At 67.6% G+C, this 26,813-nt stretch carries 23 protein-coding genes; 5 read left to right on the top strand and 18 right to left on the bottom strand.

From position 1 onward, the window contains the following. Positions 1 to 9: 9 nt before the first annotated feature. The 3 genes from AC4D2E_RS02855 to fdxA form a co-directional block, all read right to left on the bottom strand. Positions 10 to 1,290: a citrate synthase gene (locus AC4D2E_RS02855; protein ID WP_490909790.1), complete on the bottom strand. Its 1,281-nt coding sequence runs from the start codon at positions 1,288 to 1,290 to the stop codon at positions 10 to 12. Between the two features lie 163 nt (positions 1,291 to 1,453). Beyond that, on the bottom strand, positions 1,454 to 2,608 hold the full coding sequence (dapC, locus tag AC4D2E_RS02850; RefSeq protein WP_104166045.1) for a succinyldiaminopimelate transaminase: 1,155 nt from the start codon (positions 2,606 to 2,608) through the stop codon (positions 1,454 to 1,456). Further along, positions 2,609 to 2,935: a ferredoxin gene (gene fdxA, locus AC4D2E_RS02845; protein ID WP_043440973.1), complete on the bottom strand. Its 327-nt coding sequence runs from the start codon at positions 2,933 to 2,935 to the stop codon at positions 2,609 to 2,611. Positions 2,936 to 3,079: 144 nt separating this feature from the next. Here fdxA and AC4D2E_RS02840 point away from each other — a divergent pair, with 144 nt between their 5' ends. Continuing rightward, positions 3,080 to 3,310, top strand: a complete 231-nt coding sequence (locus AC4D2E_RS02840; RefSeq protein ID WP_104166047.1) for a putative acetyltransferase — start codon at positions 3,080 to 3,082, stop codon at positions 3,308 to 3,310. 23 nt (positions 3,311 to 3,333) lie between these two features. On the opposite strand, the gene AC4D2E_RS02835 is transcribed toward AC4D2E_RS02840, so the two are convergent. Further along, positions 3,334 to 3,621 carry a hypothetical protein gene (locus AC4D2E_RS02835; protein WP_104166049.1) on the bottom strand — a complete coding sequence of 96 codons (288 nt, stop codon included), beginning with the start codon at positions 3,619 to 3,621 and terminating at the stop codon, positions 3,334 to 3,336. A 153-nt stretch (positions 3,622 to 3,774) separates the two neighbouring features. Here AC4D2E_RS02835 and AC4D2E_RS02830 point away from each other — a divergent pair, with 153 nt between their 5' ends. Continuing rightward, positions 3,775 to 4,269 carry an ArsR/SmtB family transcription factor gene (locus tag AC4D2E_RS02830; RefSeq protein ID WP_104166051.1) on the top strand — a complete coding sequence of 165 codons (495 nt, stop codon included), beginning with the start codon at positions 3,775 to 3,777 and terminating at the stop codon, positions 4,267 to 4,269. Between the two features lie 13 nt (positions 4,270 to 4,282). On the opposite strand, the gene AC4D2E_RS02825 is transcribed toward AC4D2E_RS02830, so the two are convergent. The 8 genes from AC4D2E_RS02825 to AC4D2E_RS02790 all read right to left on the bottom strand — a co-directional run bounded on the left by AC4D2E_RS02825 (position 4,283) and on the right by AC4D2E_RS02790 (position 16,524). Next, a complete protein-coding gene (locus tag AC4D2E_RS02825) occupies positions 4,283 to 4,750 on the bottom strand; it encodes a hypothetical protein (protein ID WP_490909791.1) in 468 nt (155 codons plus the stop codon). A 22-nt stretch (positions 4,751 to 4,772) separates the two neighbouring features. Next, positions 4,773 to 6,689 carry a translational GTPase TypA gene (gene typA / locus AC4D2E_RS02820; RefSeq protein ID WP_104166055.1) on the bottom strand — a complete coding sequence of 639 codons (1,917 nt, stop codon included), beginning with the start codon at positions 6,687 to 6,689 and terminating at the stop codon, positions 4,773 to 4,775. A 200-nt stretch (positions 6,690 to 6,889) separates the two neighbouring features. Continuing rightward, positions 6,890 to 8,695 (bottom strand): BCCT family transporter, encoded by a 1,806-nt coding sequence (locus AC4D2E_RS02815; protein ID WP_490951598.1) that lies wholly within the window; start codon positions 8,693 to 8,695, stop codon positions 6,890 to 6,892. Positions 8,696 to 9,037: 342 nt separating this feature from the next. Further along, on the bottom strand, positions 9,038 to 10,765 hold the full coding sequence (locus tag AC4D2E_RS02810) for an ABC transporter ATP-binding protein (protein WP_490909793.1): 1,728 nt from the start codon (positions 10,763 to 10,765) through the stop codon (positions 9,038 to 9,040). After that, the gene (locus AC4D2E_RS02805) at positions 10,762 to 11,772 is read right to left on the bottom strand and encodes an ABC transporter permease (protein ID WP_490909794.1); all 1,011 of its coding nucleotides are present in this window, start codon (positions 11,770 to 11,772) and stop codon (positions 10,762 to 10,764) included. Before AC4D2E_RS02805 ends, AC4D2E_RS02810 begins: the two co-directional genes overlap by 4 nt. Beyond that, entirely contained in the window at positions 11,765 to 12,691 is a 927-nt protein-coding gene (locus AC4D2E_RS02800) for an ABC transporter permease (protein WP_104166063.1), read from the bottom strand. The genes AC4D2E_RS02805 and AC4D2E_RS02800 overlap by 8 nt, the downstream gene beginning before the upstream one ends. A gap of 135 nt (positions 12,692 to 12,826) precedes the next feature. Continuing rightward, positions 12,827 to 14,464: a peptide ABC transporter substrate-binding protein gene (locus tag AC4D2E_RS02795; RefSeq protein ID WP_104166064.1), complete on the bottom strand. Its 1,638-nt coding sequence runs from the start codon at positions 14,462 to 14,464 to the stop codon at positions 12,827 to 12,829. A gap of 218 nt (positions 14,465 to 14,682) precedes the next feature. Beyond that, positions 14,683 to 16,524 carry an ABC transporter ATP-binding protein gene (locus AC4D2E_RS02790; RefSeq protein ID WP_490909795.1) on the bottom strand — a complete coding sequence of 614 codons (1,842 nt, stop codon included), beginning with the start codon at positions 16,522 to 16,524 and terminating at the stop codon, positions 14,683 to 14,685. Between the two features lie 89 nt (positions 16,525 to 16,613). Here AC4D2E_RS02790 and AC4D2E_RS02785 point away from each other — a divergent pair, with 89 nt between their 5' ends. Beyond that, complete coding sequence (locus AC4D2E_RS02785) at positions 16,614 to 17,237, top strand: PH domain-containing protein (RefSeq protein ID WP_490951597.1); 624 nt, start codon at positions 16,614 to 16,616, stop codon at positions 17,235 to 17,237. 8 nt (positions 17,238 to 17,245) lie between these two features. Here the strand turns inward: AC4D2E_RS02785 and AC4D2E_RS02780 are convergent, their stop codons facing one another. The 3 genes from AC4D2E_RS02780 to AC4D2E_RS02770 form a co-directional block, all read right to left on the bottom strand. Continuing rightward, on the bottom strand, positions 17,246 to 18,280 hold the full coding sequence (locus AC4D2E_RS02780) for an ABC transporter permease (protein ID WP_490951596.1): 1,035 nt from the start codon (positions 18,278 to 18,280) through the stop codon (positions 17,246 to 17,248). Next, positions 18,277 to 19,818, bottom strand: coding sequence for an ABC transporter permease (locus tag AC4D2E_RS02775; protein WP_490951595.1), 1,542 nt, complete (start codon positions 19,816 to 19,818; stop codon positions 18,277 to 18,279). Before AC4D2E_RS02775 ends, AC4D2E_RS02780 begins: the two co-directional genes overlap by 4 nt. A gap of 142 nt (positions 19,819 to 19,960) precedes the next feature. Continuing rightward, the gene (locus tag AC4D2E_RS02770) at positions 19,961 to 21,724 is read right to left on the bottom strand and encodes an ABC transporter family substrate-binding protein (RefSeq protein WP_490951594.1); all 1,764 of its coding nucleotides are present in this window, start codon (positions 21,722 to 21,724) and stop codon (positions 19,961 to 19,963) included. Between the two features lie 437 nt (positions 21,725 to 22,161). Between AC4D2E_RS02770 and AC4D2E_RS02765 the strand changes: the two genes are divergently transcribed. Beyond that, positions 22,162 to 22,476 (top strand): hypothetical protein, encoded by a 315-nt coding sequence (locus tag AC4D2E_RS02765; RefSeq protein WP_104166077.1) that lies wholly within the window; start codon positions 22,162 to 22,164, stop codon positions 22,474 to 22,476. Positions 22,477 to 22,510: 34 nt separating this feature from the next. Here the strand turns inward: AC4D2E_RS02765 and AC4D2E_RS02760 are convergent, their stop codons facing one another. Then, on the bottom strand, positions 22,511 to 24,205 hold the full coding sequence (locus AC4D2E_RS02760) for a glycosyl hydrolase family 18 protein (RefSeq protein WP_490951593.1): 1,695 nt from the start codon (positions 24,203 to 24,205) through the stop codon (positions 22,511 to 22,513). 147 nt (positions 24,206 to 24,352) lie between these two features. Further along, positions 24,353 to 25,009, bottom strand: coding sequence for an HNH endonuclease family protein (locus AC4D2E_RS02755; RefSeq protein ID WP_490951592.1), 657 nt, complete (start codon positions 25,007 to 25,009; stop codon positions 24,353 to 24,355). 217 nt (positions 25,010 to 25,226) lie between these two features. Between AC4D2E_RS02755 and AC4D2E_RS02750 the strand changes: the two genes are divergently transcribed. Continuing rightward, positions 25,227 to 25,811, top strand: coding sequence for a DapH/DapD/GlmU-related protein (locus AC4D2E_RS02750; protein WP_490909801.1), 585 nt, complete (start codon positions 25,227 to 25,229; stop codon positions 25,809 to 25,811). A 421-nt stretch (positions 25,812 to 26,232) separates the two neighbouring features. Here the strand turns inward: AC4D2E_RS02750 and AC4D2E_RS02745 are convergent, their stop codons facing one another. Continuing rightward, the gene (locus tag AC4D2E_RS02745; protein WP_490951591.1) at positions 26,233 to 26,706 is read right to left on the bottom strand and encodes a GNAT family N-acetyltransferase; all 474 of its coding nucleotides are present in this window, start codon (positions 26,704 to 26,706) and stop codon (positions 26,233 to 26,235) included. Positions 26,707 to 26,813 lie beyond the last annotated feature (107 nt).

Below are 26,813 nucleotides of genomic sequence, written 5' to 3'. Positions count from 1 at the left end.
GAGCCGGGGTCAGTTCGCGGGGTAGTGGCGCTCGCCCTCACCCGTGTACAGCTGGCGCGGACGGCCGATCTTCGTCTGCGGGTCCTGCATCATCTCGCGCCACTGGGCGATCCAGCCCGGGAGGCGCCCGATGGCGAACAGGACGGTGAACATCTTCTCCGGGAAGCCCATGGCCTTATAGATCAGACCCGTGTAGAAGTCCACGTTCGGGTACAGCTTCCGCTCGATGAAGTAGTCGTCCGCGAGGGCCTTCTCCTCGAGCCGCATGGCGATGTCGAGCAGTTCGTCGTTGCCGCCCAGCTTGCTGAGGATGTCGTGGGCCGTGGCCTTGACGATCTTCGCGCGGGGGTCGTAGTTCTTGTAGACGCGGTGCCCGAAGCCCATGAGCTTGACGCCGTCTTCCTTCTTCTTGACCTTCTCCATGAAGTCCTCGGGCTGCATGCCCTGGGCCTTGATGTCGCGGAGCATGTTCAGCACGGCCTCGTTGGCGCCGCCGTGCAGCGGGCCGAAGAGCGCGTTGATCCCCGCGGAGACGGACGCGAACATGTTCGCGTTGGAGCTGCCCACGAGGCGGACGGTCGACGTCGAGCAGTTCTGCTCGTGGTCGGCGTGGAGGATGAGCAGGAGGTCCAGCGCCTTGACCATCAGCGGGTCGAGGTCGTACGGCTCGGCGGGCAGGCCGAAGGAGAGCCGCAGGAAGTTCTCCACCAGGTTCATGGAGTTGTCCGGGTACAGCATGGGCTGGCCGATGGACTTCTTGTGCGCGTAGGCCGCGATGACCGGCAGCTTCGCCATGAGGCGGAAGGTGGAGAGCTCCACCTGCTCGTCGTCGAACGGGTCGAGCGAGTCCTGGTAGAACGTGGAGAGCGCGGAGACGGCCGAGGACAGCACGGGCATCGGGTGCGCATCCCGGGGGAAGCCGCCGAAGAAGCCCTTCAGCTCCTCGTGCAGGAGCGTGTGCCGGCGGATGCGGCCGTCGAAGGCGGTCAGCTCCTCGGGCGTCGGCAGGTTCCCGTAGATCAGGAGGTAGGAGACCTCGAGGAAGCTGGAGTTCTTCGCGAGCTCCTCGATCGGGTACCCGCGGTACCGCAGGATCCCCGCATCGCCGTCGATGTAGGTGATGGCCGAGGTGGTAGCCGCGGTGTTCATGAAGCCAGGGTCGAAGGTGACCTGGCCCGTCTGCTTCAGCAGCTTCGACACGTCGTAGCCGTGGTTGCCCTCGGCTGCGCGTACCAGCGGCAGGCTGAGTTCGCCGTCGCCGTAGTGCAGTGAGGCATTCTGCTCGGTCATTGATTCTCCTTCAGGAGCTGGAGCGCGGTCATCGCCACAAATCATCGCTTCGCACGAGGGCCCCCGGGCTCAGCACATTCACGCCAAACGCTACCGTCAGCGGGCCCCCGATCGCTAATCCTGCTGCCCTCCGGAAGTCGACGGCACGGACGACCACCGCGTCTCAGCGCGGAGCGTCCGCGAGACGCGTCACCGCGGCCCGGATCCGCTCGTCGCTCCCCGTGAGGGCCATCCTGATGAAGCCGTGCCCGGCCTCGCCGTAGAACGTTCCCGGGCCCGCGAGGATCCCGAGTCCGGCCAGCCTGTCGATGGTGTCCCAGGTGGGGCTTCCGTTCGACGCCCAGAGGTACAGTCCGGCCGCCGAGCCGCTGATCGTGAAGCCGGCGGCCTCGAGGGCCGGGACGAGCAGGGCACGACGACGACGGTACAGGTCCTTCTGCGCGGCCACGTGGGCGTCGTCCCCCAGTGCCACCCGCATGGCCTCCTGCACGGGGTACGGCACGATCATCCCCGCGTGCTTGCGGGAGTTGACGAGGTTCGCGACGATCACCGGGTCCCCGGCCGTGAACGCGGCCCGGTAGCCGGCGAGGTTGGACTGCTTGCTCAGCGAGTAGACGGCCAGCAGGTTCTCGTGGGATCCGCCGCACACCCGGGGGTCGAGCACGCTGGGCACGGGCTCGCCGCCCTCCGCGGGGTCCCAGCGGCCCCAGCCCAGCTCGCCGTAGCATTCGTCGGACGCCACGACCGCGCCGAGCGCACGGGCGTCGTCGACGACGGTCCGCAGGCCCTCGACGTCGAGCACCTCCCCCGTCGGATTGCCGGGCGAATTGATCCACACCAGGCGGACGCGGGCCCGCACGTCCCCGGGAAGGTCGGCGAGGGAGTCGGCAGCGACCGGCGTCGCCCCCGCGAGGTGGGCACCGACGTCGTACGTGGGGTAGGCGACGGAGGGCCGGACGACGACGTCGCCCTCGCCCAGTCCCAGCAGCAGGGGCAGCCACGCGACGAGCTCCTTGGAGCCGACGGTCGGCAGGATGTCCGCGGGGTCGAGCCCCGGCACTCCCCTGCGCCGTGCGAACCAGGCGCTGATCGCCTCACGGAGTGCCGCCGTGCCGTGGGTGGTGGGGTAGCCGTGCGCATCGGCGGCGGCGGCGAGTGCCGCCCGGATCAGGTCCGGCGTCGGGTCCACCGGGGTGCCGATGGACAGATCCACCAGGCCCCCGGGATGGCGGGAGGCGGTCTTCCGGTAGGGCACCAGCGCGTCCCACGGGTAGTCGGGCAGGTGCAGGCCGAACGGCTTCGGCTCCCCGGCCGCCACCTATGCGGGCTGGTTCTGGGGCGGCAGGACGGCGATGATGGGGTGGTCGAAGCCCGTGTTGCCGACCTTCGCCGCGCCGCCGGGCGAGCCGAGGTCGTCGAAGAACTCGACGTTGGCCTTGTAGTACTCGGCCCACTGCTCGGGGGTGTCGTCCTCGTAGTAGATCGCCTCGACCGGGCACACGGGCTCGCACGCGCCGCAGTCCACGCACTCGTCGGGGTGGATGTAGAGCGACCGCTCGCCCTCATAGATGCAGTCGACAGGGCACTCCTCGATACAGGCCTTGTCCTTGACATCCACGCATGGCTGCGCGATTACGTAGGTCACTTCCCACGCCTTTCCTGGTGACTGGGGTCGGGCTGACGCACCCGCGGTGCGGATTCCAGCTTAACGCAACGGCCCGTCCCGGCAGCACCGGGGCTTCCGCGGCCCCGTCGCCCGCAGGGTCCCGCCGGGGCCTACCCTTGAGGCGTGCAGACACCCGCATCCCTCCTCGCCTCCTTCCCCCTGGGGACCAGGGTCGTCGTCCGGCGTCGCGTGGACACCGGGTTCACGGACTCGCTCGGCGACCTCGTCGCCATCGACGGGACCACCTGTACGGTGCGGACCCGCAGGGGCGACGACGTCGTGCGCCTCGCCGACGTCACCGCGGCCCGGCCGGTGCCGCCGGCACCCCCACGCCGCGCGCCTCGGAGGCGGTGACCGCGTCCGCTCCGCGGACCCTGTCAGTCCCCGGGCTCCCGGGCGGCCACGCCCGACGCCGCTGATGCGAGGGCCTCGGCGTGGCGCATCACCAGCGCCGCGCCCACCAGGGCTGCGGAGAACGGGAGGAGCACGGTGGGGAGCATCGACACGAGCACCGTCACCGTCGTCGAGGCAGCCGATGCCCCCTCGACGATCGTCGTCCCGACGTTGGCGATGATCACCGGGCTCACCAGCAGCACCGTCACCGCGACGGCCCCCAGGATGATCCCCCATCGCAGAACGACTTCCCACGTCCTGACATCGGCCATACCGTCCCCCTGATGCTCACGTGATGCAGTCCCGCTACCGAATCACCGATCGGCCCGGATGGCAAGGTCCGACGAGGATGGCCGGCGGTCGCCTGCCCGACTCAGTGATTGGGACCTGCCAATCCCGCAGGCGATCTCCCGTACAATCGGCGCATGGACTCAGACGAGGATCTCCAGGCCCGGGGTCGGGCGCTCAGCTCTCCCGTCAGGCTCCGTATCCTGCGGCTGTGCCTGCACAGGGCGAGGACCAACAAGGAGATCGCGGAGGCCCTGGGCCTCAACCCGGCGACGACGCTCCACCACGTGCGCACCCTGCTCACCACGGGATTCCTTGCCGCCGAGGACACCCGCGTCGGCAACCGCGGGGCGAAGGAGATCCCCTACCGCGCCACCGGATTGTCGCGCACCAGCCGCGTGCCGCATTCGGCGCCCGCCCTCGTCGAGACGTTCCTGCAGGAGATCGAGGGCCTCGAGCCGTCGGAGATCGACGTCTGGCGCGTCGGCGTCCGGCTCAACGACGAGCACCGTACGGAGATGATGGGGCGCATCCGCGCGGTCTTCGAGGACTACGCACGGCGCGGGCCCGACGAGGACGGCACGGCGACCTCCGTCATGCTGGCCCACCACCTCGACCGCACGGCCGACTGAGTCCGGCCGCTTCCTAGGGTCGCCGGCGTGGCCGGAGCACGGCGACAGCCCGCACCACCGCGGCGAGCGTCACGACGAGCACGCCGAAGAGCCAGAGATTCCCCGCGAGCGCCGTCCCCGGGGCGACCGTCGAGGATCCGGTGACGATCAGCGTCTTCGACGACCGCGAGAGGAGCCCCACGATCCCGTACGCGACGGCGCCCGCCACCGCCGTCATCATCACGTTCCGCGCCCAGAGACCGCACAGCAGGAACAGGCTGCCCGCCAGCACCAGGGCGGCCGCCGCCCCGACGGGGAGGGCAGCCCCGCCCACGAAGAGCACGTGCGCGTGCAGGGCCGTCCCGAAGACCCCTGCCGCCACCCCTGCCGCCACGGCGCCGGCGATCGCGGCACCGCGCCGCGGGGTGTCGGGAGATGGCACCGGGAACGGCGAACGCCGGCCCTCCCCGGCAGGGGGAGGACCGGCGTCGTCGTAGGCCATGGTGCTGACGTTCCCGTCGGGACTAGGCCCGGGCGCGCGAACGCGAGGCGCGCATGCGCTCGTTGGCGTCGAGGATGACCTTGCGGATGCGGATGGACTCGGGGGTGACCTCCACGCACTCGTCCTCGCGGGCGAACTCGAGGGACTCCTCGAGGGTGAGGTTGCGCGGGGGCGTCAGGTTCTCGAAGGTGTCGGAGGAGGCCGCACGCATGTTGGTGAGCTTCTTCTCCTTCGTGATGTTGACGTCCATGTCGTCGGCGCGGGAGTTCTCGCCGACGATCATGCCCTCGTACACCTCGGAGGTGGGCTGCACGAAGAAGGAGCCGCGTTCCTGCAGGTTGATCATCGCGAACGGGGTGACGACGCCGGAGCGGTCGGCGATCATCGAGCCGTTGGTGCGGTACTCGATGTCGCCGGCCCACGGCTCGTAGCCCTCGGAGATCGAGGCCGCGATGCCGGCGCCGCGCGTGTCCGTGAGGAAGCGGGTGCGGAACCCGATCAGGCCGCGGGCGGGGACGATGAACTCCATGCGGACCCAGCCGGTGCCGTGGTTGGCCATGTTGGTCATGCGGCCCTTGCGGGCGGCCATGAGCTGCGTGACCCCGCCGAGGTACTCCTCGGGGACGTCGATGGTCATGTGTTCCATCGGCTCGTGGATCTTGCCGTCGATCGTCTTCGTGACCACCTGCGGCTTGCCGACGGTCAGCTCGAAGCCCTCGCGACGCATCTGCTCCACGAGGATGGCGAGTGCCAGCTCACCACGGCCCTGGACTTCCCAGGCGTCGGGGCGGGCCGTGGGCAGGACGCGGAGCGAGACGTTGCCGATCAGCTCCTTGTCGAGGCGGTCCTTGACCTGGCGGGCGGTGACCTTGGCGCCCTTGACCTTGCCGGCGAGCGGCGAGGTGTTGATACCGATGGTGACCGAGATCGCGGGGTCGTCGACGGTGATCAGCGGCAGCGGCTGCGGGTTGTCGACGTCGGTGAGCGTCTCCCCGATGGTGATGCCCTCGATGCCGGCGACGGCGACGATCTCGCCGGGTCCGGCGGAATCGGTGGGCACGCGGTCCAGCGCCTTGGTGGCGAGGAGTTCGGTGATCTTGACGGTCTTCAGCTCACCGTTCTGGCGGGCCCAGGCGACCTGCTGGCCCTTGCGCAGCGTGCCGTTGAAGATGCGCAGCAGCGCGAGGCGGCCGAGGAAGGGCGAGGCGTCGAGGTTGGTGACGTGCGCCTGCAGGACGCCGTTCGGGTTGTAGCGGGGCGCGGGGATGTGCTCGATGATCGTCTGGAACAGGGGCTCCAGGTTGTCGTTGGCCGGTGCGGAGCCGTTGGCCGGCTGCTCGATCGAGGCGGCACCGACGCGGGCCGCGGCGTAGACGACGGGCACGTTGAGGATCAGGTCGAGGTCGAGGTCGGGGACCTCGTCGGCGAGGTCGGACGCGAGGCCGAGGAGGAGGTCCATCGACTCGCTGACGACCTCCTCGATGCGGGAGTCCGGGCGGTCGGTCTTGTTGACCAGCAGGATGACGGGGAGCTTGGCCGCGAGGGCCTTGCGGAGCACGAAGCGCGTCTGGGGCAGCGGGCCCTCGGAGGCGTCGACGAGGAGGACGACGCCGTCGACCATGGAGAGGCCTCGCTCCACCTCGCCGCCGAAGTCGGCGTGGCCCGGGGTGTCGATCACGTTGATGGTGATGGTCTCGCCCTTGGCGGAGGGGCCGTCGTAGAACACCGTGGTGTTCTTCGCGAGGATGGTGATGCCCTTCTCGCGCTCGAGGTCACCCGAGTCCATGACGCGGTCGGCGACGTCTCCGTGCGCAGCGAACGAGTTGGTCTGCTTCAGCATGGCGTCGACCAGGGTGGTTTTTCCGTGGTCAACGTGGGCCACGATGGCTACGTTGCGGAGGTCGCTGCGAACAGCGGTGTTGCCTGTGGTTTCAGACATGCGTTATTACTCAATTCGGTATCTACTGCGGGAAAATTGACGGCGGCTGCACTGCTCGCCCTCTTACCAGTCTAGGCGCTGGGCAAAAACGGACCTAATGCACCCTGTCAACCGGCGTCCGGAGGGTGTGCACGGACCACGGCGGCGGCCCTCCCCGCGGGAGGACCGCCGCCGTCGTGCGTGGATCGCGGGGTGTGCGGCTACGGCCGGCGGGTCCGCCGGAACCGCGGACCGGCAGCCTCGCCGGCGCTCTGCCCGGCGGACCGATCGGTGCCGGCAGGTCCCTCGGACAGCGTGTCCGACGCATGGTCGGCGAGGTGTTCCTGCACCTGCCGCTCCACCCGACCTGACATCGACTCGTGGACCTGATCGGCCACGCGGTCGGCCATCGCCGTCGCCGCGAGCCTCCGCTGGGTCGCCTGCCACGCTCGGTGCTCCCCGTGGAACGCCTTGGCCGTCGCCACGCACATGGCGAGCATCACGACGCTGAACGGGAGCGCCGTGAGGATCGCCGCCGTCTGGATGGAGCTCAGGCCGGTGTCACCCACCAGGAGCAGGGCGATGGCGACGAGCGCTGCCAGCACCGCCCAGAACACGCGGATCCAGTTCCTCGGATTGGGGTCGCCGCCCGTGGAGATCATGCTCATCACGAGGGCACCCGAGTCGGCGGACGTGATGAAGAAGATCGCGATCAGGAGGATGGCGCCGATGAGCAGCGCAGGCCCGCCCGGCAGTCCGCCCAGCAGCCCGAAGAGGGCGTTCTCGGTGTCCACCGAGCCGTCCTCCGCGATCAGGCCGCCCTGGCCGAAGATCTCGCGGTAGATGGCGGAGCCGCCGAGCACGGAGAACCACAGGAAGCCCAGGGTGGTGGGGACCAGGAGCACGCCCGCGACGAACTCGCGGACGGTGCGTCCCTTCGAGATCCGGGCGATGAAGATGCCGACGAACGGAGCCCAGGACATCCACCAGCCCCAGTAGAACGTGGTCCAGGCCGCCTGCCAGGCCTCACCCTCCGCGCCGGAGAACGCCAGCGTGTTGAAGGTCAGCCCGACGACGTTCTGGAGGTAGTTGCCGATGGACTGGACGAACTCGCGCAGGAGGAAGAGCGTGGGACCCGCGAAGAGCACCACGAGCAGCAGGAGCCCGGCGAGGACGAGGTTGATGTTCGAGAGCCACTTCATGCCCTTGCCCACGCCGGAGATCACGGACACGATGGTCAGGGCGGTGATGCAGAGGATCAACCCCACCTGCGTGGCTTCGGTGGCGGCGAGGATGTTCGCGCTGTCCAGCCCCGAGGAGATCTGGAGCACGCCGAGTCCCAGCGAGGTGGCGACGCCGAACAGCGTTCCCACGAGCGCGACGACGTCGATGGCGTGGCCCCAGGCGCCCTTGACGCGGTCGCCGAGCAGGGGTTCGAGGGTCCAGCGGATGGAGATCGGGCGGCCGCGCCGGTGCACGGCGTAGGCGATCGAGAGGCCCACGACGACGTAGATGCTCCAGGCGTGCAGTCCCCAGTGGAGGAAGGTCTGGGTGATGGCCTGCTGCCCGATCTGCACCTCGGTGCCGGTGACGCCGGGGCGGGGGCTGGCGAAGTGGTTGAGCGGTTCGGCCACGCCCCAGAAGACCAGGCCGATGCCCATGCCCGCGGCGAAGAGCAGGGCGAACCAGGACATGGTGGAGAACTCGGGCTTGTCGTCGTCCTTGCCGAGGCGGATGTCGCCGTAGCGGCTGAAGCCCACCCACAGCGAGAACGCCACGAAGAATGCCACGATGGCCACGTAGTACCAGCCGAAGGCGCCGATCACGTTCTCCTGGATGCCCGCGAACAGGGCGGCCGCGGTGTCCGGGGAAACGAGGACGAACGCGACGAAAACCACGATCAGGGCCGCGGCCGGGATGAACACCGGCAGGGCCAATCGCGCTCTTTGTCCCGTGCTCGTTTCTCCGGTCCGCTCCTTCGGCGTGGGCGGACCGGCGACAGCCTCTTCCGGGGGCTTGATACTCATGAATCGTCTCCTTCGGTGATGCGACGTGACGCGTCGCGGTGGCGCCGCGTCACAGGGCAACTGCCAAGCCTACCGAGGATCACCGCGTCAAGAGGCGAAGGACAGGAGTGCCCCGGCGCTCCCGACGTCGTACGCTGCGCCGTCGGCGCCGTACGGATCGGCGCCAGTGCAGGGATCCCGGGCGATCGGCTCCCGCGGAGGGCGCCGCCGCGGATCGTGCGCTCATTGTTACCTCCGGGACGGGTGTCACCTGTCCGTACGCAGCAGGCGGCCCCCGACCGGGGACCGCCTGCCGTCCGTCGACCGGCCTGCGCGACGACGCGCGCAGGCCGGGCCTCTACCTCAGGCGACCTCGGGAGGCAGGACCAGCCCCGCCCCGGGGATCGCCGCGAGCAGGGCCTGGGTGTAGGCCGTGCGGGGGTTGTCGAACACTTCGTCGGTGGTGCCCTGCTCCACGAGCCTGCCCTTCTCCATGACGGCCACATGGTCGGCGATCTGCCGGACCACCGCGAGGTCGTGGGTGATGAACAGGTAGCTCAGGCCGAGCTCCGACTGCAGGTCGGCGAGCAGGTTGAGGATCTGCGCCTGCACCAGCACGTCGAGCGCCGAGACGGCCTCGTCGCAGATGACCACCTCGGGGTCGAGCGCCAGGGCGCGCGCGATCGCCACGCGCTGCCGCTGCCCGCCCGAGAGCTCGTTGGGGAAGCGCTGCATCATCGCGGACGGCAGCGCCACCTGGTCGAGCAGCTCACGCACCTTCTTCTCCCGGCTCTTCGCGTTCCCCACGCCGTGGACGCGGAGCGGCTCCTCGATGGTCCGGTAGATGTTGTACATCGGGTCGAGCGAGCCGTAGGGGTCCTGGAAGATCGGCTGCACGCGCCGGCGGAAGTCGAACATCTCCTTCCGGCCGAGGGTGGTGATGTCCACGCCGTCGAACCGGATGCTGCCCGACGTCGCGTTCTCCAGGCCGAGGACCATCCTCGCCACGGTGGACTTCCCCGAGCCCGACTCCCCCACCACGGCGGTGGTGGTCCCGCGGGCGATGGAGAAGGACACCTTGTCCACCGCGGTGAAGTCGGTGGACCTGCCCCAGTTGCCGCGGATCCTGAAGACCTTCGTCAGGTCCTCGACCTCGATCACCCTGTCCCGGGCGGCGTCCGCCGGTGCCGCCGGTGCGAGCAGGTCGTCGGTCGCGACACCGGCCTTCTTGGCGGACTCGATGCGGCGCGACGCGATCGACGGCGCGGACGCCACGAGCTTCTGCGTGTAGGGGTGGCGGGGGTTCGTGAGCAGCTCGAGGGCCGGCCCGGCCTCGACGACCTGCCCCTTGTACATGACGATCACCTTGTGCGCGCGCTCGGCGGCGAGCCCGAGGTCGTGGGTGATGAGCAGCACGGCGGTGCCGAGCTCCTCGGTCATGGTGTCGAGGTGGTCCAGGATCTGCCGCTGCACGGTGACGTCCAGGGCCGACGTCGGCTCGTCGGCGATGAGCAGGCGCGGCCGGCAGGACAGCCCGATCGCGATCAGCGCGCGCTGGCGCATGCCACCGGAGAACTCGTGCGGGTACTGGTTGGCGCGCGACTCGGCGTCGGGCAGGCCCGCCTCGGAGAGCACCTTGGCGACATCCTGCGGTCCGCTGGGAAGCCCGTTGGCCTTCAGTGTCTCCCGGACCTGGAACCCGATCTTCCAGACGGGGTTCAGGTTGGACATGGGGTCCTGCGGCACCATCCCGATCGAGGACCCGCGGAGTGCGACGATCCGCTTCTCCGAGGCGTGGGTGATGTCCTCGCCGTCGAAGATGATGCTGCCGTTGGACACCCTGCCGTTGGCGGGCAGGAGGCCGATCGCGGCCAGCGCCGTCGTCGACTTGCCGGATCCCGACTCCCCCACGATCGCGACGGTCTCGCCGGGCATCACGGTCAGGTGCGCGTTGCGCACCGCCGGGACCTCCCCGGTCGACGTCGAGAAGGTGATGGCGAGGTCCCGGAGCTCGAGCAGCGGCTGCGGTGTATCCGCTCCGTCCGACGCGGCGCGGCGGCCGCGCGTCTGGGTTCCTGTGCTGTGACTCATCGTTTGCGTGCCTTCGGGTCGAGAGCGTCACGCAGGGCGTCGCCCAGCATGATGAAGCTCAGAACGGTGATCGACAGGGCGAGGCCCGGCCAGAAGATCGCCATGGGGTTGCTGCGCAGCGACGGCTTCGCCGAGAAGATGTCATTACCCCAGGACATGACGTCCGGCGGGAGCCCGATGCCGAGGAAGGACAGCGTCGACTCCGCGACGATGAACGTGCCGAGCGAGATCGTCGCGATGACGATGACCGGCGCGAGCGCGTTGGGGATGACGTGCTTGACGAGGGCGCCCAGCGGCGAGACGCCCAGCGAGCGGGCCGCGGTGACGAAGTCCGCGTTGCGCACCTCGATCACCGCCGCCCGCGTGATGCGGGCGATCTGCGGCCAGCCGAAGGCCACGAGGATGACGACGAGCGTCCACACGTTCCGGTTCTGCTGGAACACGGGCAGCTGCACGACGACGATCGCGCCGAGGATCAGCGGGAGGGCGAAGAAGATGTCGCCCACGCGGGCGAGGATCGCGTCGACCCAGCCACCGAAGAAGCCCGCCAGTGCACCGATGAGGCCGCCGATCACGACGACGCCGAGCGTGGCGAACAGGCCGACGGTCAGCGAGGACTGCGTGCCGTACACCACGCGGGAGAGGATGTCGCAGCCCTGCACGGTGAAGCCGAGCGGGTGGCCGGGGGCCGGTCCGCCGTCCGAGTTCTCCAGCAGGCAGTTCTCGTTGGGCGGCTCGCTGGTGAAGAGGCCGGGGAACAGCGCCACGAAGATGACCGCGAGGATCAGGATCGCACTGATGATGAACAGCGGCTGCTTCCGCAGGCTGCGCCACGCCTCGCCCCACAGGCTGCGGGGAGCGGCGTCGGACACCGCGCTGTCCGTGGCCCGGAGCGGCGTCTCGTCGAGGTCGGCGACGAAGTGCTCGATCGGGTAGGCGGACGTCTTGGTGCGTGCCACGGGCGCGGCGGCCTCGGTGACAGCGACGGAAGATGTTGGTTCAGGCATATCGAATCCTTGGGTCCAGCCACGCGTACAGGAGATCCACCAGCAGGTTCGCGAGGCAGAAGATGAGGATCAGGAACGTGACGATCGAGACGACCATCGGTCCGTCACCGTTCAGCACGGCGCGGTAGAGGGTGTTGCCGACGCCGTTCACGTTGAAGATGCCCTCGGTCACGATCGCGCCGCCCATGAGGGCACCGAGGTCCGCACCGAGGAAGGTCACGACGGGGATCAGGGAGTTGCGGAGGACGTGCACGACGACGACGCGCCGGCGGCTGAGGCCCTTGGCCGTCGCGGTGCGCACGTAGTCGGCGTTGACGTTCTCGATGATGCTGGTCCGGGTCAGGCGCAGCACATAGGCGAAGGACACCAGTCCCAGGACCACGGCCGGGAGCAGGAGCTCGGTGATGGTCGCGTCGCCGCTGACGGTCGGGTTGGTCCACTGGAGTTTGACGCCGATCAGGAACTGCATCAGGAAGCCGAGCACGAAGATGGGCACGGCGATGACGATCAGGGACAGGACGAGGACCGAGGAGTCGAAGATCCGGCCCTTGCGGAGGCCCGCGATGAGGCCGAAGACGATGCCGAAGACGGCCTCGATGACGAGGGCCATGATGGCGAGCTTCGCGGTGGTCGGGAAGACCTCGGCGATGATCGTCGCGATGGGGCGGCCGGAGAAGTTCGTGCCGAGATCGAAGGTCAGTACGCCCTTGAGGTAGAGCAGGTACTGGATCCAGAAGGGCTGGTCGAGGTTGTACTGCTCGCGCAGTCCGGCGACGACGGCGGGCGTGCAGCCGCGCTCGCCGCAGATGGCGGCGGTGGCGTCACCCGGGAGGCTGAAGACGAGGAAGTACACCAGCAGGGTCGCGCCGAGGAAGACGGGGATCAGCTGCAGGAAGCGCCGGACGATGTACCAGACCATCAGCGTGCACCTGCCGGTACTGCGTGCATCCGGACGGGATGCGGGTGGGGGTTGCTCATGAGGTGTCGAACCTTTTCGTTGGAGCACGGAAAAGGGGCCTGCCCTGTGCCGGGCAGGCCCCGAGACCGTTACGGGTTACTTGCCGGTGATGGCGTAGTAGAGCGGAACGCCGTTCCAGCCGAACTCAACGTTGTCCACGTTGTTGCTCCAGCCGCCCTGGGCGACCTGGTACCACAGCGGGATGGCCGGAAGGTCCTCCAGGAGGTGTTCCTGGGCCTTGTTCATGGCCTCGTTGCCCTCCTCGACAGAGCCGGCGGCGAGTCCGTCGGTCAGCTGCTGGTCGAATTCGGGGTTGCTGTAGCGGGCATCGTTGGACCCGGCGCCGGTGGCGTAGATGGGTCCGAGGAAGTTGTACAGCGACGGGTAGTCGGCCTGCCAGCCGGCGCGGAGGGCACCCGTGAGGGTCTCGTCCGTCGCCTCGGTGCGGGCTTCCTTGAAGGTCGCGTAGGGCTTGCCCGCGACCTCGATGCCGAGGTTGTTCTTGATGTTGTTCACCACGGCCTCGACCCACGTCTTGTGGTCGCCCTTGTCGGCGTTGTAGCCGATGGTCAGGGGCTGCGACTCGTCGTAGGGCGAGATCTTCTCGGCGTCGGCCCAGAGTTTCTTGGCTTCCTCCGGGTTGTACTCGAGGTTCTCGCTGCCCGGCAGGTCCGCGCTGTAGCCCTCGAGGACGGGAGCGGTGAAGTCCTTCGCCGGTTCGCGGCCACCGTTGAAGATGACCTCGGTGATCTCGTCGCGGTTGATCGCCATCGACAGCGCCTGGCGGCGCAGCTTGCCGGCCTCGCCCTCCCAGTTCGGTAGGTAGTACGGCACGGCGATGGTCTGGTTGCCCGCGTACGGCGCCTCGATGGCACGCTCGCCGAGATCGCTCTCGAAGTTCTTGATGTCGCTCGTCGGGATGGTCTTCAGGACGTCCAGGTTGTCCGAGATCAGGTCCTGGTAGGCCGTCGTGTCGTTCTGGTAGATCTTGAACGTCACGCCGCCGTTCTGGGCGGCCTGGGGACCTTCGTACTCGTCGTTGGGCACGAGTTCGATCTGCTGGTTGTGCTGCCAGGCACCCTCGGAGGCGAACTTGTAGGGTCCGTTGCCGATCGGGTTCTCACCGAACGTGGCGGGGTCCTCGAGGGCGGCGGCCGGCAGCGGGTAGAACGCGCTGTAGCCCAGGCGCAGCGGCCAGTCGGATTCCGGCTGGGACAGCGCGACGGTGAACGTCCGGTCGTCGACGACCTTCAGGCCGCTCATGGTCTCCACGGTGGAGCCCTCGGCGCTGGCCTCGTCGTAGCCCTCGATGCTCTCGAAGAAGTAGCTCGAGAGCTGGGCGTTCTTCGCCGCGGCACCGTAGTTCCAGGCGTCCACGAAGGAGCTCGCCGTGACCGGGTCGCCGTTGGTGAAGGTCTTGCCCTCCTTGAGCGTGATCGTGTAGTTCTGGGCGTCCTCCGTCTCGATGGACTCCGCCATCTCGTTCTGGGGCTTGCCGTCGGCGTCGTAGCTGACGAGGCCCGCGAAGACGAGGTCGAGGATCGCTCCGCCGCCCACCTCGTTGGTGCTGGTGGGGATCAGCGGGTTCTGGGGCTCGGACCCATCCACCACGATCACGGCTTCGGTGTTGCCACCCTCGGCGCCTGATTCGGTGTCTCCGCCGCCACATGCACTGAGCGACAGCGCGGCCAGGGCCGCGACGCTGAGCATTTTGGAAGTGCGCGTGAAACGCATTCCGCCTCCTAATAATTGGGTCCTACCGGCCCGGATTCGGCCGGTTCAGCGGCCCTCGCAGAGCGCGAGAGCCAACTCACACCGAGAAATCATATGCCCGTTCTGTTGCTTCTCTGAACATCAGGAGGAGTGGAGGGCCCTCCAGCCCACGGAAAAGCCCGCCCTGCGGCGGCAGGGCGGGCATGGACCGGGCGTCGGAGCGGGGGGCGTCCCCTCGGTCAGTCGGAGACCGTCAGGAGCTTGGCGCGGAGTTCGCGGCGTTCCCGCTGCTTCTCGGGATCAGGCAGCGGGACCGCCGCCAGCAGCCGCTGCGTGTACGGGTCCTGGGGGCTGCGCAGGATCTGGTCCCGGGACCCCTGCTCCACGATCCGGCCGCGCCGCATCACGCAGATGTAGTCCGCGAGCACGTCGACGACCGCCAGGTCGTGGGTGACGAACAGGCAGGCGAAGCCCAGCTCGCGCTGCAGGTTCTGGAACAGTTCCAGGACCTTCGCCTGCACGGAGACGTCGAGGGCCGACGTCGGCTCGTCCGCGACCATCAGCTTCGGCTTGAGCGACAGCGCCCGGGCGATACCCACGCGCTGCTTCTGGCCACCCGAGAGCTCGTGCGGATACCTGTTGCGGTAGGCACGCGGTAGCTCCACCTGGTCGAGGAGCGCCTCGATGCGTTTCTGCAGCTCGCCGCCCTTCGCCTCGCCCGCGAGGTACATCGGCTCGCCGATGCTCTCACCGATGGGCAGCCTGGGGTTCAGCGACGACGACGGGTCCTGGAACACCATGCCCACGTGGCGGCGGACCTTGGCGAGCTCCTTGGAGGAGGGGCGGAACCCGGAGACGTCCGTGCCGACGACCTTCAGGGATCCCGCGGCGACCGGCAGCAGCCCGACGGCGGCCCGGCCGATGGTCGTCTTGCCCGAGCCCGACTCCCCGACGAGGCCGATGACCTGCCCGGGGTACACCGTCAGGTTCGCGCCCTCGACGGCGCGGAACGCCGGCACGCGCCCCTGCTTCGGGTACTCGATGGCGACGTCGATCAGTTCGAGGACCGGCGCCACCCCGGGCGTCCCGTGCGAGGCCACCTCGTGCTCGGCGTCGGCGAGCTGCGCGAGCACGTTCTGTTCGCGCCGCTCGAGTTCGTCGTGGTCCACCGTCTGCAGGTCCGTGTGGGTCGCCGCCGCGAGCGCCGCGGTGACGTCGACGTCGTCGTTCCCGTCCCCCTGCCCGAGGTGGGGCACGGCGGCGAGGAGCGCCCTGGTGTACTCGTGCTGCGGGTTCCTGAAGATCTGCTCCGCCGTACCGGTCTCCACGATGCGCCCCTGGCGCATCACGGCGATCCGGTCGGCGAGGTCCGCGACCACGCCCATGTCGTGGGTGATCAGGACGATCGCGCTGTTGAGCTGGGTCCTCAGGTTGCGCATGAGGTCGAGGATCTCCGCCTGTACCGTCACGTCGAGGGCCGTGGTGGGCTCGTCGGCGATGAGGAGCTTGGGGTCGCAGGACAGCGACTGGGCGATCATGGCGCGCTGGCGCTGGCCGCCGGAGAGCTGGTGCGGGTAGGACCGGAACGCCTTGTCGGGGTCCGGCAGCTCGACCATCTGCAGGAGGCGCAGCGCGCGCTGCTTCGCCTCGTCGGGCGAGATCTCGTTGTGCAGGCGCAGCGTCTCGACGATCTGGAAGCCGACGGTGTAGACGGGGTTCAGGGCCGTCATGGGTTCCTGGAAGATGACGGCGACGTCGTTGCCGCGGATCTGGCGCAGCCTGGCCGGAGACATCGTCAGCACGGACTTGCCGTTGAGCAGCACCTCGCCCGTGACCCGGCTGTTCGAGGGCAGCAGCCCGAGCAGCGACATCGAACTGGCGCTCTTGCCGGAGCCGGACTCCCCCACGATGGCGAGCACCTCGCCGGCCTTCACCTCGTAGTTCAGGTCGATGGCCGCAGGAACCCACTTCTTGTCGACGCCGAAGTCCACGCTGAGGTTCCGGACCTCGAGCACGGGACCCTGGGATGCCGGCAGATCCGCTCCGGTGTCTCCGGTGCCGCCGATGACCTGGGTACTCATGAGGGGTCCTCCTTCGTGACGGAGGCGCCGCGGGATCGCGACCCCTCCTGGATTGCCGCGAGCGGCTGCCGTGCTGGGATCATTGAGCCATGAAGAGCTCGAAGGTGGCCGGGGCCACCGTGTTCAGGCCGCGGACCAGTGTCTGGTTCACGGGTGTCGCCGTGCTGGTCGCGCTCGGCGGCCTGGCCACCGTCGTCGCCGCGCAGGGCCCCGCCGGCCTGCTCGCCGGCTGGCCGCTGATCGGCGTCGCCTATGCGGGCTGGTGGCTGTTCTGGTACCCGGCGGTGGTCTTCGCCGAGGACGCCGTCACCCTGCGCAACCCCCTGGCGACCGTCCGGGTCCCGTGGTCCGCGCTGATCGATGTCGACACCAAGTACGCACTGAAGCTCGTCACGCCGTCCGGCGCGTACACCGCCTGGGCGGCGCCCGCTCCCGGGGTGTGGGGGACCCACGCCGGCAAACCCGAGCACGTCACCAACCTGCCCTCGACGAGCTACGGTCCCGGCGGGTCCGTCCGCCCGGGCGACATGAAGAACACCGACTCGGGCTATGCCGCCTACGAGGTGCGCACGCGCTGGCAGGCCCTCGTGGAGGGCGGCCGGATCGACGTCGACCACCCGGGCAGCGTCCACCGCCGCTGGAACTGGTCCTGCATCGCCGGTGCGGTCCTGCTGGTGGCGGCCGGCGCGGTCTCCCTGGACCTGGGCTCCTAGGCACCTGCTCACGCGGCTGCAGGCTTCCCTGATTCCTTGGCGCGGCTCGCGCTGAACTTCTTCTGCCGCGGGTCGAAGGCGTCGCGGAGGCCGTCGCCGATGAAGTTGATGCACAGGCAGATCAGCACGATGAACAGGCCGGGGAACCAGAACAGCCATGGTCGCGTCTGGAACGCCTCCTGGTTCTGGCTGATGATGAGGCCCAGGGAGACGTCCGGCGCCTTCACGCCGAAGCCGATGTAGCTCAGTGCGGTCTCGAGCAGGATGGCGGAGGACATGAGCAGGGTGGTGTTCACGATGATGACGCCCACCGCATTGGGCAGGATGTGCTTGAAGATGATCCGGGTGTTGGAGGCTCCGGCGATCTTCGCGGCGTCGACGAACTCGCGCTCGCGGAGCGTCAGGAACTCGCCGCGGACGAGGCGCGCCAGGCCGGTCCAGAGCACGAGCCCGAGGAACAGCCCCAGGAGCCAGATCTGCGCACCCGGGCCGACGAACCGGTTGACCGCCTCGCCGAGGGTCGCTGCGGCGAGGACCACGGGGATGATGATGATGACGTCGGTGAAGCGCATCAGCACGGCTTCGGGCCAGCCGCGGAAGTAGCCGGAGCACGCGCCGATGACGACCCCGACGAGGCCGGCGAGGGCGCCGATGATGAACATGATGATGATCGAGTTCTGGGTGCCGCGCATCGTCATGGCGAAGTAGTCGCGCCCGATCGAATCCTGGCCGAACGGGTGGTCCCCCCAGCTGAAGGGGCCGGTGACGGTCGGCGCTCCCCCGTTGACCAGGGGGAGGAACTCGGTGTGGTTGTACTTCCACCACCCGGGGATGCCGGCGAACCCGACGGATGTGAAGGCGAGGACGAACACGACGGCGAACACGACGAGGCTGATGATCGCCGCGGTGTTGTCGAAGAACTTCTTCCGGACGATCTGCCCCTGCGACAGGCCCTTGGCCTCCGGCTCGGAGGCAGGACGCTCCGGTCCGGTGACGGTCGCGGCGTCGGTGTCGGGGAAGTCGGAGGGGGTCTGGATGCTCATGCTTTTACCCTTACGCGAGGATCGAGGACCGAGTACGCGATGTCGGCGACGAGGTTGAACACCAGCGCCAGGATGCCGGCCACCAGGAAGAAGCCCATGATGGGGTCGGGGTCCGTCCGCTGGAGGGCCTGGACGAAGAGCTGGCCCATGCCGGAGAAGGCGAACACCTGCTCGGTGATGATGGCGCCGCCGATCAGCGCGCCGATGTCGAAGGCCACGAGGGTGGCGAGCGGGATCAGCGCATTACGGAACGCGTGACGCATGACGACCGTCCGCTCGCTGAGGCCCTTGGCCCGGGCCGTGCGGATGTAGTCCATGTTCATGATCTCGAGCATCGAGGCGCGGGAGTAGCGGCTGTAGCTGGCGAGGGACGCGAGGAGCAGCGCGAGGGTGGGGAGCAGGAGGTGCGTGAAGGTGTCCAGGCCGTTGATCCAGAACGTCCCCTCCAGCCCGGGCGTCTCCGCGCCGACCGTGGCGATCGGCCTGCCGCGGACCCGCGGGTTGCTCACGTACGACGGCCACGTGACCATGAAGCGGTCCACGACGATCAGGAAGCCCATGAGCAGACCGGTGAGGGCCGCCGCGCGCATGCTCTGGCTGCGGTCGTACCCGCCCATGGCGTAGCCGACCCCCAGGCCGACGAGCACGGTGATGACCGCGAGGATGATGATCATCCAGATGGTTGCCGCGTTGAGGACCGGGTTGACGACGTAGTAGGCCACCAGGCCCAGGGCCACCATGATCAGCGAGGAGTACAGGGCCTTGCGGTTGCGGAGGCCGGCGGTGAGCAGGACGATTCCGAAGGCGATACCGACGCCGGTGACGAGGATGACGACCGGTCCGAGGCCGGGGTCGGCGAACCAGCCCACGAGGTCGAGGAGGAAGAGCAGCACCGCGGCGACGACGGCGCCGAGGACGAAGGCGATCCCCTTCCGTTTCCAGGACTTGCTGGCGAAGAGCGCCCAGATCAGTCCGCTCGCTATGGCGACGACGGCGATGGTGGACGGCGGTATGTCGGGATCGTCGAGGAAGTTGTTGAAGCCGATGGCCCCGAACTCCTTGAGCAGGACGGCCAGCCAGAAGATCGGGAGGGAGAAGAACAGGAAGGACATGAAGGTCACGCCGTAGTCCAGCCCGCTGTACTGGCGCAGCGCCGTGATGATGCCGAGCGAGATGCCGATGATGATCGCGAGCACCGTGGCGGTCGCCACGAGTGTGATGGTGTTGCCCATCGCGCGGCTGAGCGAGGTGGTGACGGCCTCACCCTGGATGCTGGACCCGAGGTCGCAGGTGGCGGCGAAGGGGACGATGCACTTCGCGGCCCCGGCGAGCCAGCCGAAGTACCGCAGGGGCGCCGGCGTGTTCAGGTCGAGGAGCTCGGTGCGCGCCTGGATGAGCTGATCCCGGTTCGGGGCGTTGCTCGCGCGCAGGTCCTCGAGCGGATCACCGGAGAGGGCGGTGAGCTGGTACACGACGAACGATGCGCCGAACAGGATGAGGACGGCAGTCACCAGACGCCGAACGATGTAGGTCACCATAGGTCTCAGGCCTCAAGTTTGAATCGGGTAGGGGTTCCCGTGTTGACGCAAATTCTAATTCAGTGACGCAGAAGAAGGCGCCGGGACGGGCGAGTCCCCCGTCCCGGCGCCTTCCTCGGTCGAGCGTGTTCCGGCGTCGGAACTACTGGACGACCTGCCAGTCCCAGAAGTTCCACCAGACACCGGTCTGGTTCGGCATGTACTCGATGCCGGTGACGTTGTCGCTGTAAGCGTCGACGCCGGGCACCTGGAAGAGCGGCAGTCCGTACTTCGAGTCCCAGATCAGCTTGTCGATCTCGATCTGGATCCTGTCCTGCTCGTCCGGATCCGTGGTCACGATGAGCTCGTCCATCAGCGCGTCGGCCTCGGGGCTCGAGAACCCGTTGAAGTTGGACCCGTTGGCGGTCTTGAAGATCTGCGGAACGCCGGACACGCCGACGCCCGAGTTGATCCAACCGAAGATGGTGGCGTCGTAGGTCCCGTTGCCGAGCGCGGCTCCCCAGTCAGAGGATCCGAGGCCGCCGTCGACGATCTTGAACCCGGCCTGGGCGGCGGATTCAGCGATCAGCGTGTACGAGTTCAGGCGGTTCGGGTTGTCGCGGTTGTACATGATGCGGACCTCGGGCGTCGCTCCGGCAAGGAGTTCCTTGGCGCCCTCGATGTCGACCTCTGCATAGGCGTCCGACCCGTTGTTCGCGGCGGTCTCCTCGTAGGGCTCCTGATCCGTGAGGAACAGCTGCGAGTCGAGCGGTGCGGCGTCCGGGTTGATCTTCTTGACGATGGTGTCCACGAGCTGCTGGCGCGGGACGGTCTTCATGAACGCCTCGCGGACGTTCTCGTCCTCGAACACGCCACTGAAGTTGAGGTCGAGGTGGTCGTAGGAGAGCTGGTTGCCCTGCTCCACAGTGACGCCCTCGAGGCCCTCGAGCTGCTCGACGGTATCGGCCGACGCCTGCGGGGCGATGATGTCCACCTCGCCGTTCTGCAGGGCCTGCACCTGGGCGGGGGCTTCACCGATGTAGCGGACGGTGATCTCGTCGACCTTCGGGATAGGGCCCCAGTCGTAGTCCTCGTTGCGGGTCAGCGTCATCGACTGGTCCGGCGTGATGGCGGAGGCGATGAATGGACCGTTGGAGAGGAAGAGCGACGGGTCGGTGGGGAGCGACTTCGTGTCGAAGCCCGTGTTCCAGAAGTCCGCCAGTGCCTGGATCTCGGGGCGCTCCACGGGAGACTCCGGGTCACCGGCGGGCGTCGTGTTGATGAGCTCGATCAGCGCATCCTCGTCGGCCAGGCCGCCCTTCTCCGCGAGTACGTGAGCGGGCGTGTCGATGCCACCCTCGCTCATCAGGCCGAAGGCCACCTCGTAGTCGGCGAAGGGCTCGGAGTAGTTCAGGGTGATGGAGCGGCCGTCCTCGCCGATCTCCGGGAGTTCGGTGAGTCCGAGGCCACTGGTGTCGCCCGCGTAGTCGAAGTAGGTGGCGCCCGAGACGACCTCACCGGCGTCGTCGGTGGTGGAGTCGTTGAAGTAGCCGGACTCGATGGCCCACGCCAGCAGCAGGTCTCCGCCGTCGACCGGTTCGCCGTCGGACCAGGTGACGCCTTCGTTGACCGTGTACTTGACGCTCAGCGGATCCTCGGAGAGGACCTCCATGGTGCCGAAGTCCTCGTTCTTCACGACCTCGAGGTCGTTGTTGATGTAGACGAAGCCGGAGTGGGTCGCGTAGGCGATCTTTCCGTTGATGTCCACATTGCCTTCGGAGGTGCTCGAGTTGAACGAGCTGAAGGCATTGACTTCGACGACGCGGATGTTTCCGCCGGTTGCTTCGCCCTCGGTGCCCTCTTCGGTGGTTTCAGTCCCCGTGTTGGCAGCGCAGGCGCTCAATGCGAGCGCTGCGACAGCAGCCACTCCCACAGCTTTGGAAGTACGTCCGAAACGCATTCCGCCTCCTCTTTCATAGTGTGGTTGCGGCTTCAGGCGGTGTTGCATGACAGCCGGCACGTCACCCCCAGGAGGTGACGCTACTCACGTGACCAAAAGCCTAAGTGGACATTGTTGCCGACAGGTATCCCGGGGACGGACCAGTTAGGTGTTGTTACCGAGCTGCAACCAAAGGTTCACAGGTAGTCCCCAGCGCGCCCCCAGCAATATATGGTCCTGGGGCAGGGGCTGCCGCGGCGGGATTCCCCGTCGGCAACGGGTCCTCGATCCCCGTCGCCGTCCGGTTCTTGATAAGGCGTTCGGCCCAGTGCTTTGCTAGAACGACGACCGCCGGGTCGATGCTAGATGGGCGCGGACCGGGCGGACCCCCTGCGAAGTGGCACGCGGTACGGACGAGGAGCACCATGGCCTGGCTGTTCGTGGACAAGCACGCCGCGGTCTGGGACGACGACGCGAACGTCCAGGCGGCGATCGGGGCCCTCAAGGCGCGTCTCGACGAGCATGCCGAGGTGCACCTGTCCATCCAGAGCAGGGGCCTGAAGGGTCCGGTGTTCGTCATCACCCGCGACACGGTGCTCAGTTCCCCCGAGCTCAACAACCGGTTCAACGCCGACCTGTTCGCCGAGCTCACGACGCCGACCGCGCGCAACAGCCCGACGATCCACTGGTTCTCGGACGGGCGCGGTTTCGTGTCGGAGACCACCAGCCGGATGTGGTGACGGCGTTCTCGGACGTCGAGGCCCGATGCGGCGGTCAGTCGTCCGCCGGTCTCCACGGGCCCCACTGCTCGACGCCGGGAACATCGCCGCTGGTCCACCACTGCGTCCGGTACACCTCGCCCTCGAAGACCACCCGGCGGCCCTCCGTGTAGACCTCGTCCTCGTCCCACGTCACGGGTGCGGCGTCCGCAGCCTCTTGGGCGGACAGTGAGGGTGCGGTTGCCGGCGCAGCGCCCGGAGCGGGCGTACCCGGTGCCGCTGTGGACGTACTGGGTACCTGGACCGCGGTCGCGAGCATCACCCTGTCGCGAGCCGGGCCCTGTGGAGCTTCGCGCAGCCGATCGGACAGTACGGTCAGGAGCGATCCGTCCCGGTTGCCCGCCAGGTCCCACCACATGCCACCGCCGAGCCCCTTTTCGAGGACGTAATCGCTCTTGAGGCGCACGGTTTCCGGGTTGTCGTAGCTCCACCACGTATCGCCGTCGAAACGCCAGGCCGCCCCGACCGTCGGGTCGGTGAACTCCTCGCCGACCTCCCGCAGCTCGTCGTAGTCCTCGAGGCCGGGCTCTTCGCCGCCCGGCGCCGGCCCGGTGGCTGCGCCCCAGGGCTTCGCGGTGTCGACACCTGCCCAGCCCCTGCCGAACGCCGCGAGGCCGAGCCCGAGCTGGCCGGGATCGATTCCGGCATCGAGATAAGCACTCACGGTCCGGTCCACCGAGAACCGCTGACTGTTCGGGCGCGGATCCTCCGGATCATCGAACAGGTTCCCCTGGTGGCCGGTGAGTCCCGGCTCCCACGTTCCCCACAGGTCGTAGCCCTGGATGTTCCCGAAGTCGAGGTACTCGAAGAGTTCGGGGTTGTTCCAGCCGCCGGCCTCGATGTCCACCGGATTGGCAGGAAGGAAGGCACTCAGGGAATAGGAGGCCCCCTTGACGGCACCGTAGGCGTCGAGCTGCTCCCGGAATTCCTGCAGCAGCAGCCGGAAGTTCTCGGCGTCGTTCTCGGGGTCCACCCCGTTCCCGTCGAGCCCGTTGTCGCTGCCGGGCCACTCCCAGTCGATATCGATGCCGTCGAAGATGCCGGCCGCAGCCCCTGCGCCTCCCCTGCCATCGATGGTCAAAAGGTTTCCCTTGATATACAGGTCGATGCAGGAGGCAACGAGCGCCTTGCGGGAATCGTCGGTCGCGGCGGCACGGGAGAAATTCTTCGACCAGGTCCACCCGCCGAGCGAGATCACTGCACGCAGCCCGGGGTTGGCGGCTTTCAGCTGCCGCAGTTGATTGAAGGACCCGGCCAGCGGCTGGTCGGCTGTGTCGCCGATACCGGCGATGGAGTCGGCGGCACTGTAGGCCATCCCGTAATCCGCCCAGGCGTCGGAGGCGCCGTCGGAGCCGTCCGGACCGCTTCCTTGAGCCTGGTTCGCCTCGAAACAGGTGAGCGTCTCGTGGTGGATATTGCCGAAGGCGTAGTTGATGTGGCTGAGATTTCCGGCAGCACCCGAGTCCTGAAGGGACTTCATCGGGAATTGGCGCCCGTAGACCCCCCACTGGGGGAAGTAGCCGACGCTCCGGTACCCGTTGATGCGGGCCGGGATCGTGGCGGGATCCTCGGAACCGGCCCCCTCCGAAGGGTCCTGCAATGAGCAGGACGCAATGCCGCTGATTCCCAGCAGGGCAGCGACGGCCAGGACGCCGATCCGCTGCAATGGGCGCGGGCGCACTCGCTTCATTCGTTCCTCCGGCATGTGAGACCAGCACCGGCAGGCAGCGGCTCCATCAGGCTACGGTATGTCGCGTGCCGCGGGTGCGAGTCGGACGGAAACCACAGATAGAAACGCCCCGCACCCATTCGGAGCGCGGGGCGTTCCTTCACTAGGTCAGTACTTCGTGATGGTCAACTGTGAGACGGGACATTGTTCCGCGATACGGACGAGGGCCGCTTTCTCCCGTGAATCCACCGTCATTCCCCAGCGTGCTTTCACCGTCACCCATTGAGCGACATAGGAGCACCGGTTGAGCGGTGGCAGCCAGTCCTCGGGCCCCTTGGCCTGCTTCTGCTGGTTCAGCAGTGTGGTTTGGGCGTTGAGGGCGCCGGCATAGCCGATGTCGTTGTAGAACGCGACACGTCGGGCTTGGGTCCATTTCTGAGCGCCGGACCCCCATGCTTCGGCAACAGGGACGGTGTGGTCGATCTGCACGGTCTTCGCGGAGGTGTGCACCTTGTTGTCGAAGGTCGTGGTCCACCGTCCGGTATCAACGGTGCAGTGACGGGCCGTCGTGTAGGAAAGCGCAGCCTTCGTCTCGGTGACAAGGACTTCGGCGCGAGTGTCCTGGCAATCCCTGTTCTGGTCGAGCCAGCCTCCGAAGTAACGGTACCGGTCGTAGCCGACGTTGTTCTCGTTCGCTACGGGGAGTGCGCGTGCCGCGGCGCGGAGATTGGTGGTGTAGGTGGCTCCTGCTTCGGCGGGAGCGGTGATACCGGTGAAGAGAAGTCCGGCAGTCAGGACAGCAATGAGCCCCGATTTGATGTTCATAGGTTCCCCAGAGTGATGGACGTCCCCAATGGACGCCTTTGGCAGTTTGCCATGATTTGTCACACATCGGATGGCACTGGGGTAACGCTTCCGTCTTTTCGGGCAGAACATGCACTTCGCACTCCGCGGCCCTTACCCGTCATTCCCGCGTAGGAGTTTCTGCCGGGTTCATATGGTTGCTTCCTGAGGGTGCGGCAAGGGCACGATATCGTTGCGCATGGCTGAAATTCCGGGTCTCGACGAGCTCCTGACCGCATTGAACGCCGGGGAGACGATCCCCGGAGGTTCACCGCACCATGAGGCAATGCACGCAGCGAGCCAGGAGTCGCTGCGCATCACTGCCGAACTCAATGGGCGGTACCACTCCCCCAAGGAGGTGCGCGCCCTGATGAGCGAGCTGACCGGACGCGAGGTCCCCTGGTCCTTCCAACTCTTCCCGCCGTTCAGCGCTGACTTCGGCAAGAACATCCGTTTCGGCGTGGATGTGTTCGTCAACAGCGGCTGCCGGTTTCAGGACCAGGGCGGTATCGACATCGGTGATGGGTCCCTCATCGGTCACAATGCCGTGATCACGACCTTGAACCACGACATAGTGCCGAGCCGACGGGCCGACATGCACCCGGCCCGCGTTGTGATCGGCCGGGGCGTGTGGTTCGGGGCCAACGTGACGGTGTTGCCAGGCGTGACGATTGGCGACGGGGCCGTGGTGGGCGCCGGTGCAGTCGTCACAAAGGATGTTCCCGCGGGGGCAGTGGTCCTCGGTGTGCCGGCAAAGCAGGTGGGCACGGTTCCGGAAGGGTGATTCCCCGGCCTGGGAGTACCTCATCGGACATCGTTGTGCGGATACAGAAACGTGCAGCTCAATCGAATCCGGTCGGCTGAGCCGCATTCTTTCGCTGCGGAAATGAAGCACTGCACGTTGACGCGGAACTCCATTACGTTCCGTCACGAAATAACGTCATCGTGACAGGGTGACGACCGACGAGATTCTGTCTCGCCGCCGCTCTGGCCCATCCTGTCGCGACGCAGGACCTAGTCCTCACGCCGAGTCTCGACGAGAACCTGCACGTCAGAGGCGCCAACCGAGGTGCGCTCCGACCGGGGCCTGTTCCGTCAGTGCTGGTGCCAGTAACGCTCTTCGAGTTGCCGGTCGATGCCCTTGCGCCGGGCCGGGGCGCCACGATCACCTAGATTGCCCACGAAGGTATCTCACTTGAGGATGGTCAAGCGGTCATTACTACGCGCGTCATGTATGAGCTGTGCGGATCTTCTTTGTAGGAGCCGAAGGGTGGGCACGGATCGAAGCCGTGTCTGGCATAGAGTGCTCGGGCGGGCGCGAAAAAGTCCATGCTTCCGGTCTCCAAGGAGATACGACTGATGTGACGTGCTCGGGCATCCGCGAGCACGTGATTCAGCAACTCGGACGCTATTCCCCGCCCCCGCAACTCGGGCTCTGTCCGCATGCTTTTGAGCTCCTCGTGCCCTGGCTCCAGCACCGCTAATGCGCACGTGCCTGCTATCCGCCGTTCGTGCCAGGCAGCAACCCAAAGTCTGACGCCCGGCTGCTGGAGGGCAGCCATGTCCAGCGCGTGCTGGCTCTCCTTCGGAGACTGCGGTGCCATATCCGCCAAGTGGGCACGCAGGAAGACCTCAAGGGCCGGATCCTCGAAGGCGGCGAGTTGGATGGTGCACGTCATGGGACGAAGGATAGTGGCCCCGTAGTTCATGAGCGTTTCAGGGTCGCTAGCCGGTAGGGCTTGGAGTTGGGCGGAGAAGGCGTCGTGTGTGGAAAGCAGCAGTGACT

It is taken from the genome of Arthrobacter sp. TJ-265 (assembly GCF_058269135.1).
The sequence above is the reverse complement of the archived record's forward strand: the minus strand, read 5'-3'. Positions and strand labels throughout refer to the sequence as shown.

Excerpts from the sequence above, each read along its gene's own strand:
- AC4D2E_RS02855 (WP_490909790.1), bottom strand. The coding sequence starts at position 1,290 with ATGACCGAGCAGAATGCCTCACTGCACTACGGCGACGGCGAACTCAGC.
- AC4D2E_RS02765 (WP_104166077.1), top strand. The coding sequence starts at position 22,162 with ATGGCCTGGCTGTTCGTGGACAAGCACGCCGCGGTCTGGGACGACGAC.
- AC4D2E_RS02835 (WP_104166049.1), bottom strand. The coding sequence starts at position 3,621 with ATGGCCGATGTCAGGACGTGGGAAGTCGTTCTGCGATGGGGGATCATC.
- AC4D2E_RS02805 (WP_490909794.1), bottom strand. The coding sequence starts at position 11,772 with ATGCCTGAACCAACATCTTCCGTCGCTGTCACCGAGGCCGCCGCGCCC.
- AC4D2E_RS02790 (WP_490909795.1), bottom strand. The coding sequence starts at position 16,524 with ATGAGTACCCAGGTCATCGGCGGCACCGGAGACACCGGAGCGGATCTG.
- AC4D2E_RS02755 (WP_490951592.1), bottom strand. The coding sequence starts at position 25,009 with ATGAACATCAAATCGGGGCTCATTGCTGTCCTGACTGCCGGACTTCTC.
- AC4D2E_RS02745 (WP_490951591.1), bottom strand. The coding sequence starts at position 26,706 with ATGACGTGCACCATCCAACTCGCCGCCTTCGAGGATCCGGCCCTTGAG.
- typA (WP_104166055.1), bottom strand. The coding sequence starts at position 6,689 with ATGTCTGAAACCACAGGCAACACCGCTGTTCGCAGCGACCTCCGCAAC.
- AC4D2E_RS02815 (WP_490951598.1), bottom strand. The coding sequence starts at position 8,695 with ATGAGTATCAAGCCCCCGGAAGAGGCTGTCGCCGGTCCGCCCACGCCG.
- AC4D2E_RS02800 (WP_104166063.1), bottom strand. The coding sequence starts at position 12,691 with ATGGTCTGGTACATCGTCCGGCGCTTCCTGCAGCTGATCCCCGTCTTC.
- AC4D2E_RS02795 (WP_104166064.1), bottom strand. The coding sequence starts at position 14,464 with ATGCGTTTCACGCGCACTTCCAAAATGCTCAGCGTCGCGGCCCTGGCC.
- AC4D2E_RS02830 (WP_104166051.1), top strand. The coding sequence starts at position 3,775 with ATGGACTCAGACGAGGATCTCCAGGCCCGGGGTCGGGCGCTCAGCTCT.
- AC4D2E_RS02785 (WP_490951597.1), top strand. The coding sequence starts at position 16,614 with ATGAAGAGCTCGAAGGTGGCCGGGGCCACCGTGTTCAGGCCGCGGACC.
- AC4D2E_RS02775 (WP_490951595.1), bottom strand. The coding sequence starts at position 19,818 with ATGGTGACCTACATCGTTCGGCGTCTGGTGACTGCCGTCCTCATCCTG.
- AC4D2E_RS02780 (WP_490951596.1), bottom strand. The coding sequence starts at position 18,280 with ATGAGCATCCAGACCCCCTCCGACTTCCCCGACACCGACGCCGCGACC.
- AC4D2E_RS02760 (WP_490951593.1), bottom strand. The coding sequence starts at position 24,205 with ATGAAGCGAGTGCGCCCGCGCCCATTGCAGCGGATCGGCGTCCTGGCC.
- AC4D2E_RS02750 (WP_490909801.1), top strand. The coding sequence starts at position 25,227 with ATGGCTGAAATTCCGGGTCTCGACGAGCTCCTGACCGCATTGAACGCC.
- AC4D2E_RS02825 (WP_490909791.1), bottom strand. The coding sequence starts at position 4,750 with ATGGCCTACGACGACGCCGGTCCTCCCCCTGCCGGGGAGGGCCGGCGT.
- AC4D2E_RS02810 (WP_490909793.1), bottom strand. The coding sequence starts at position 10,765 with ATGAGTCACAGCACAGGAACCCAGACGCGCGGCCGCCGCGCCGCGTCG.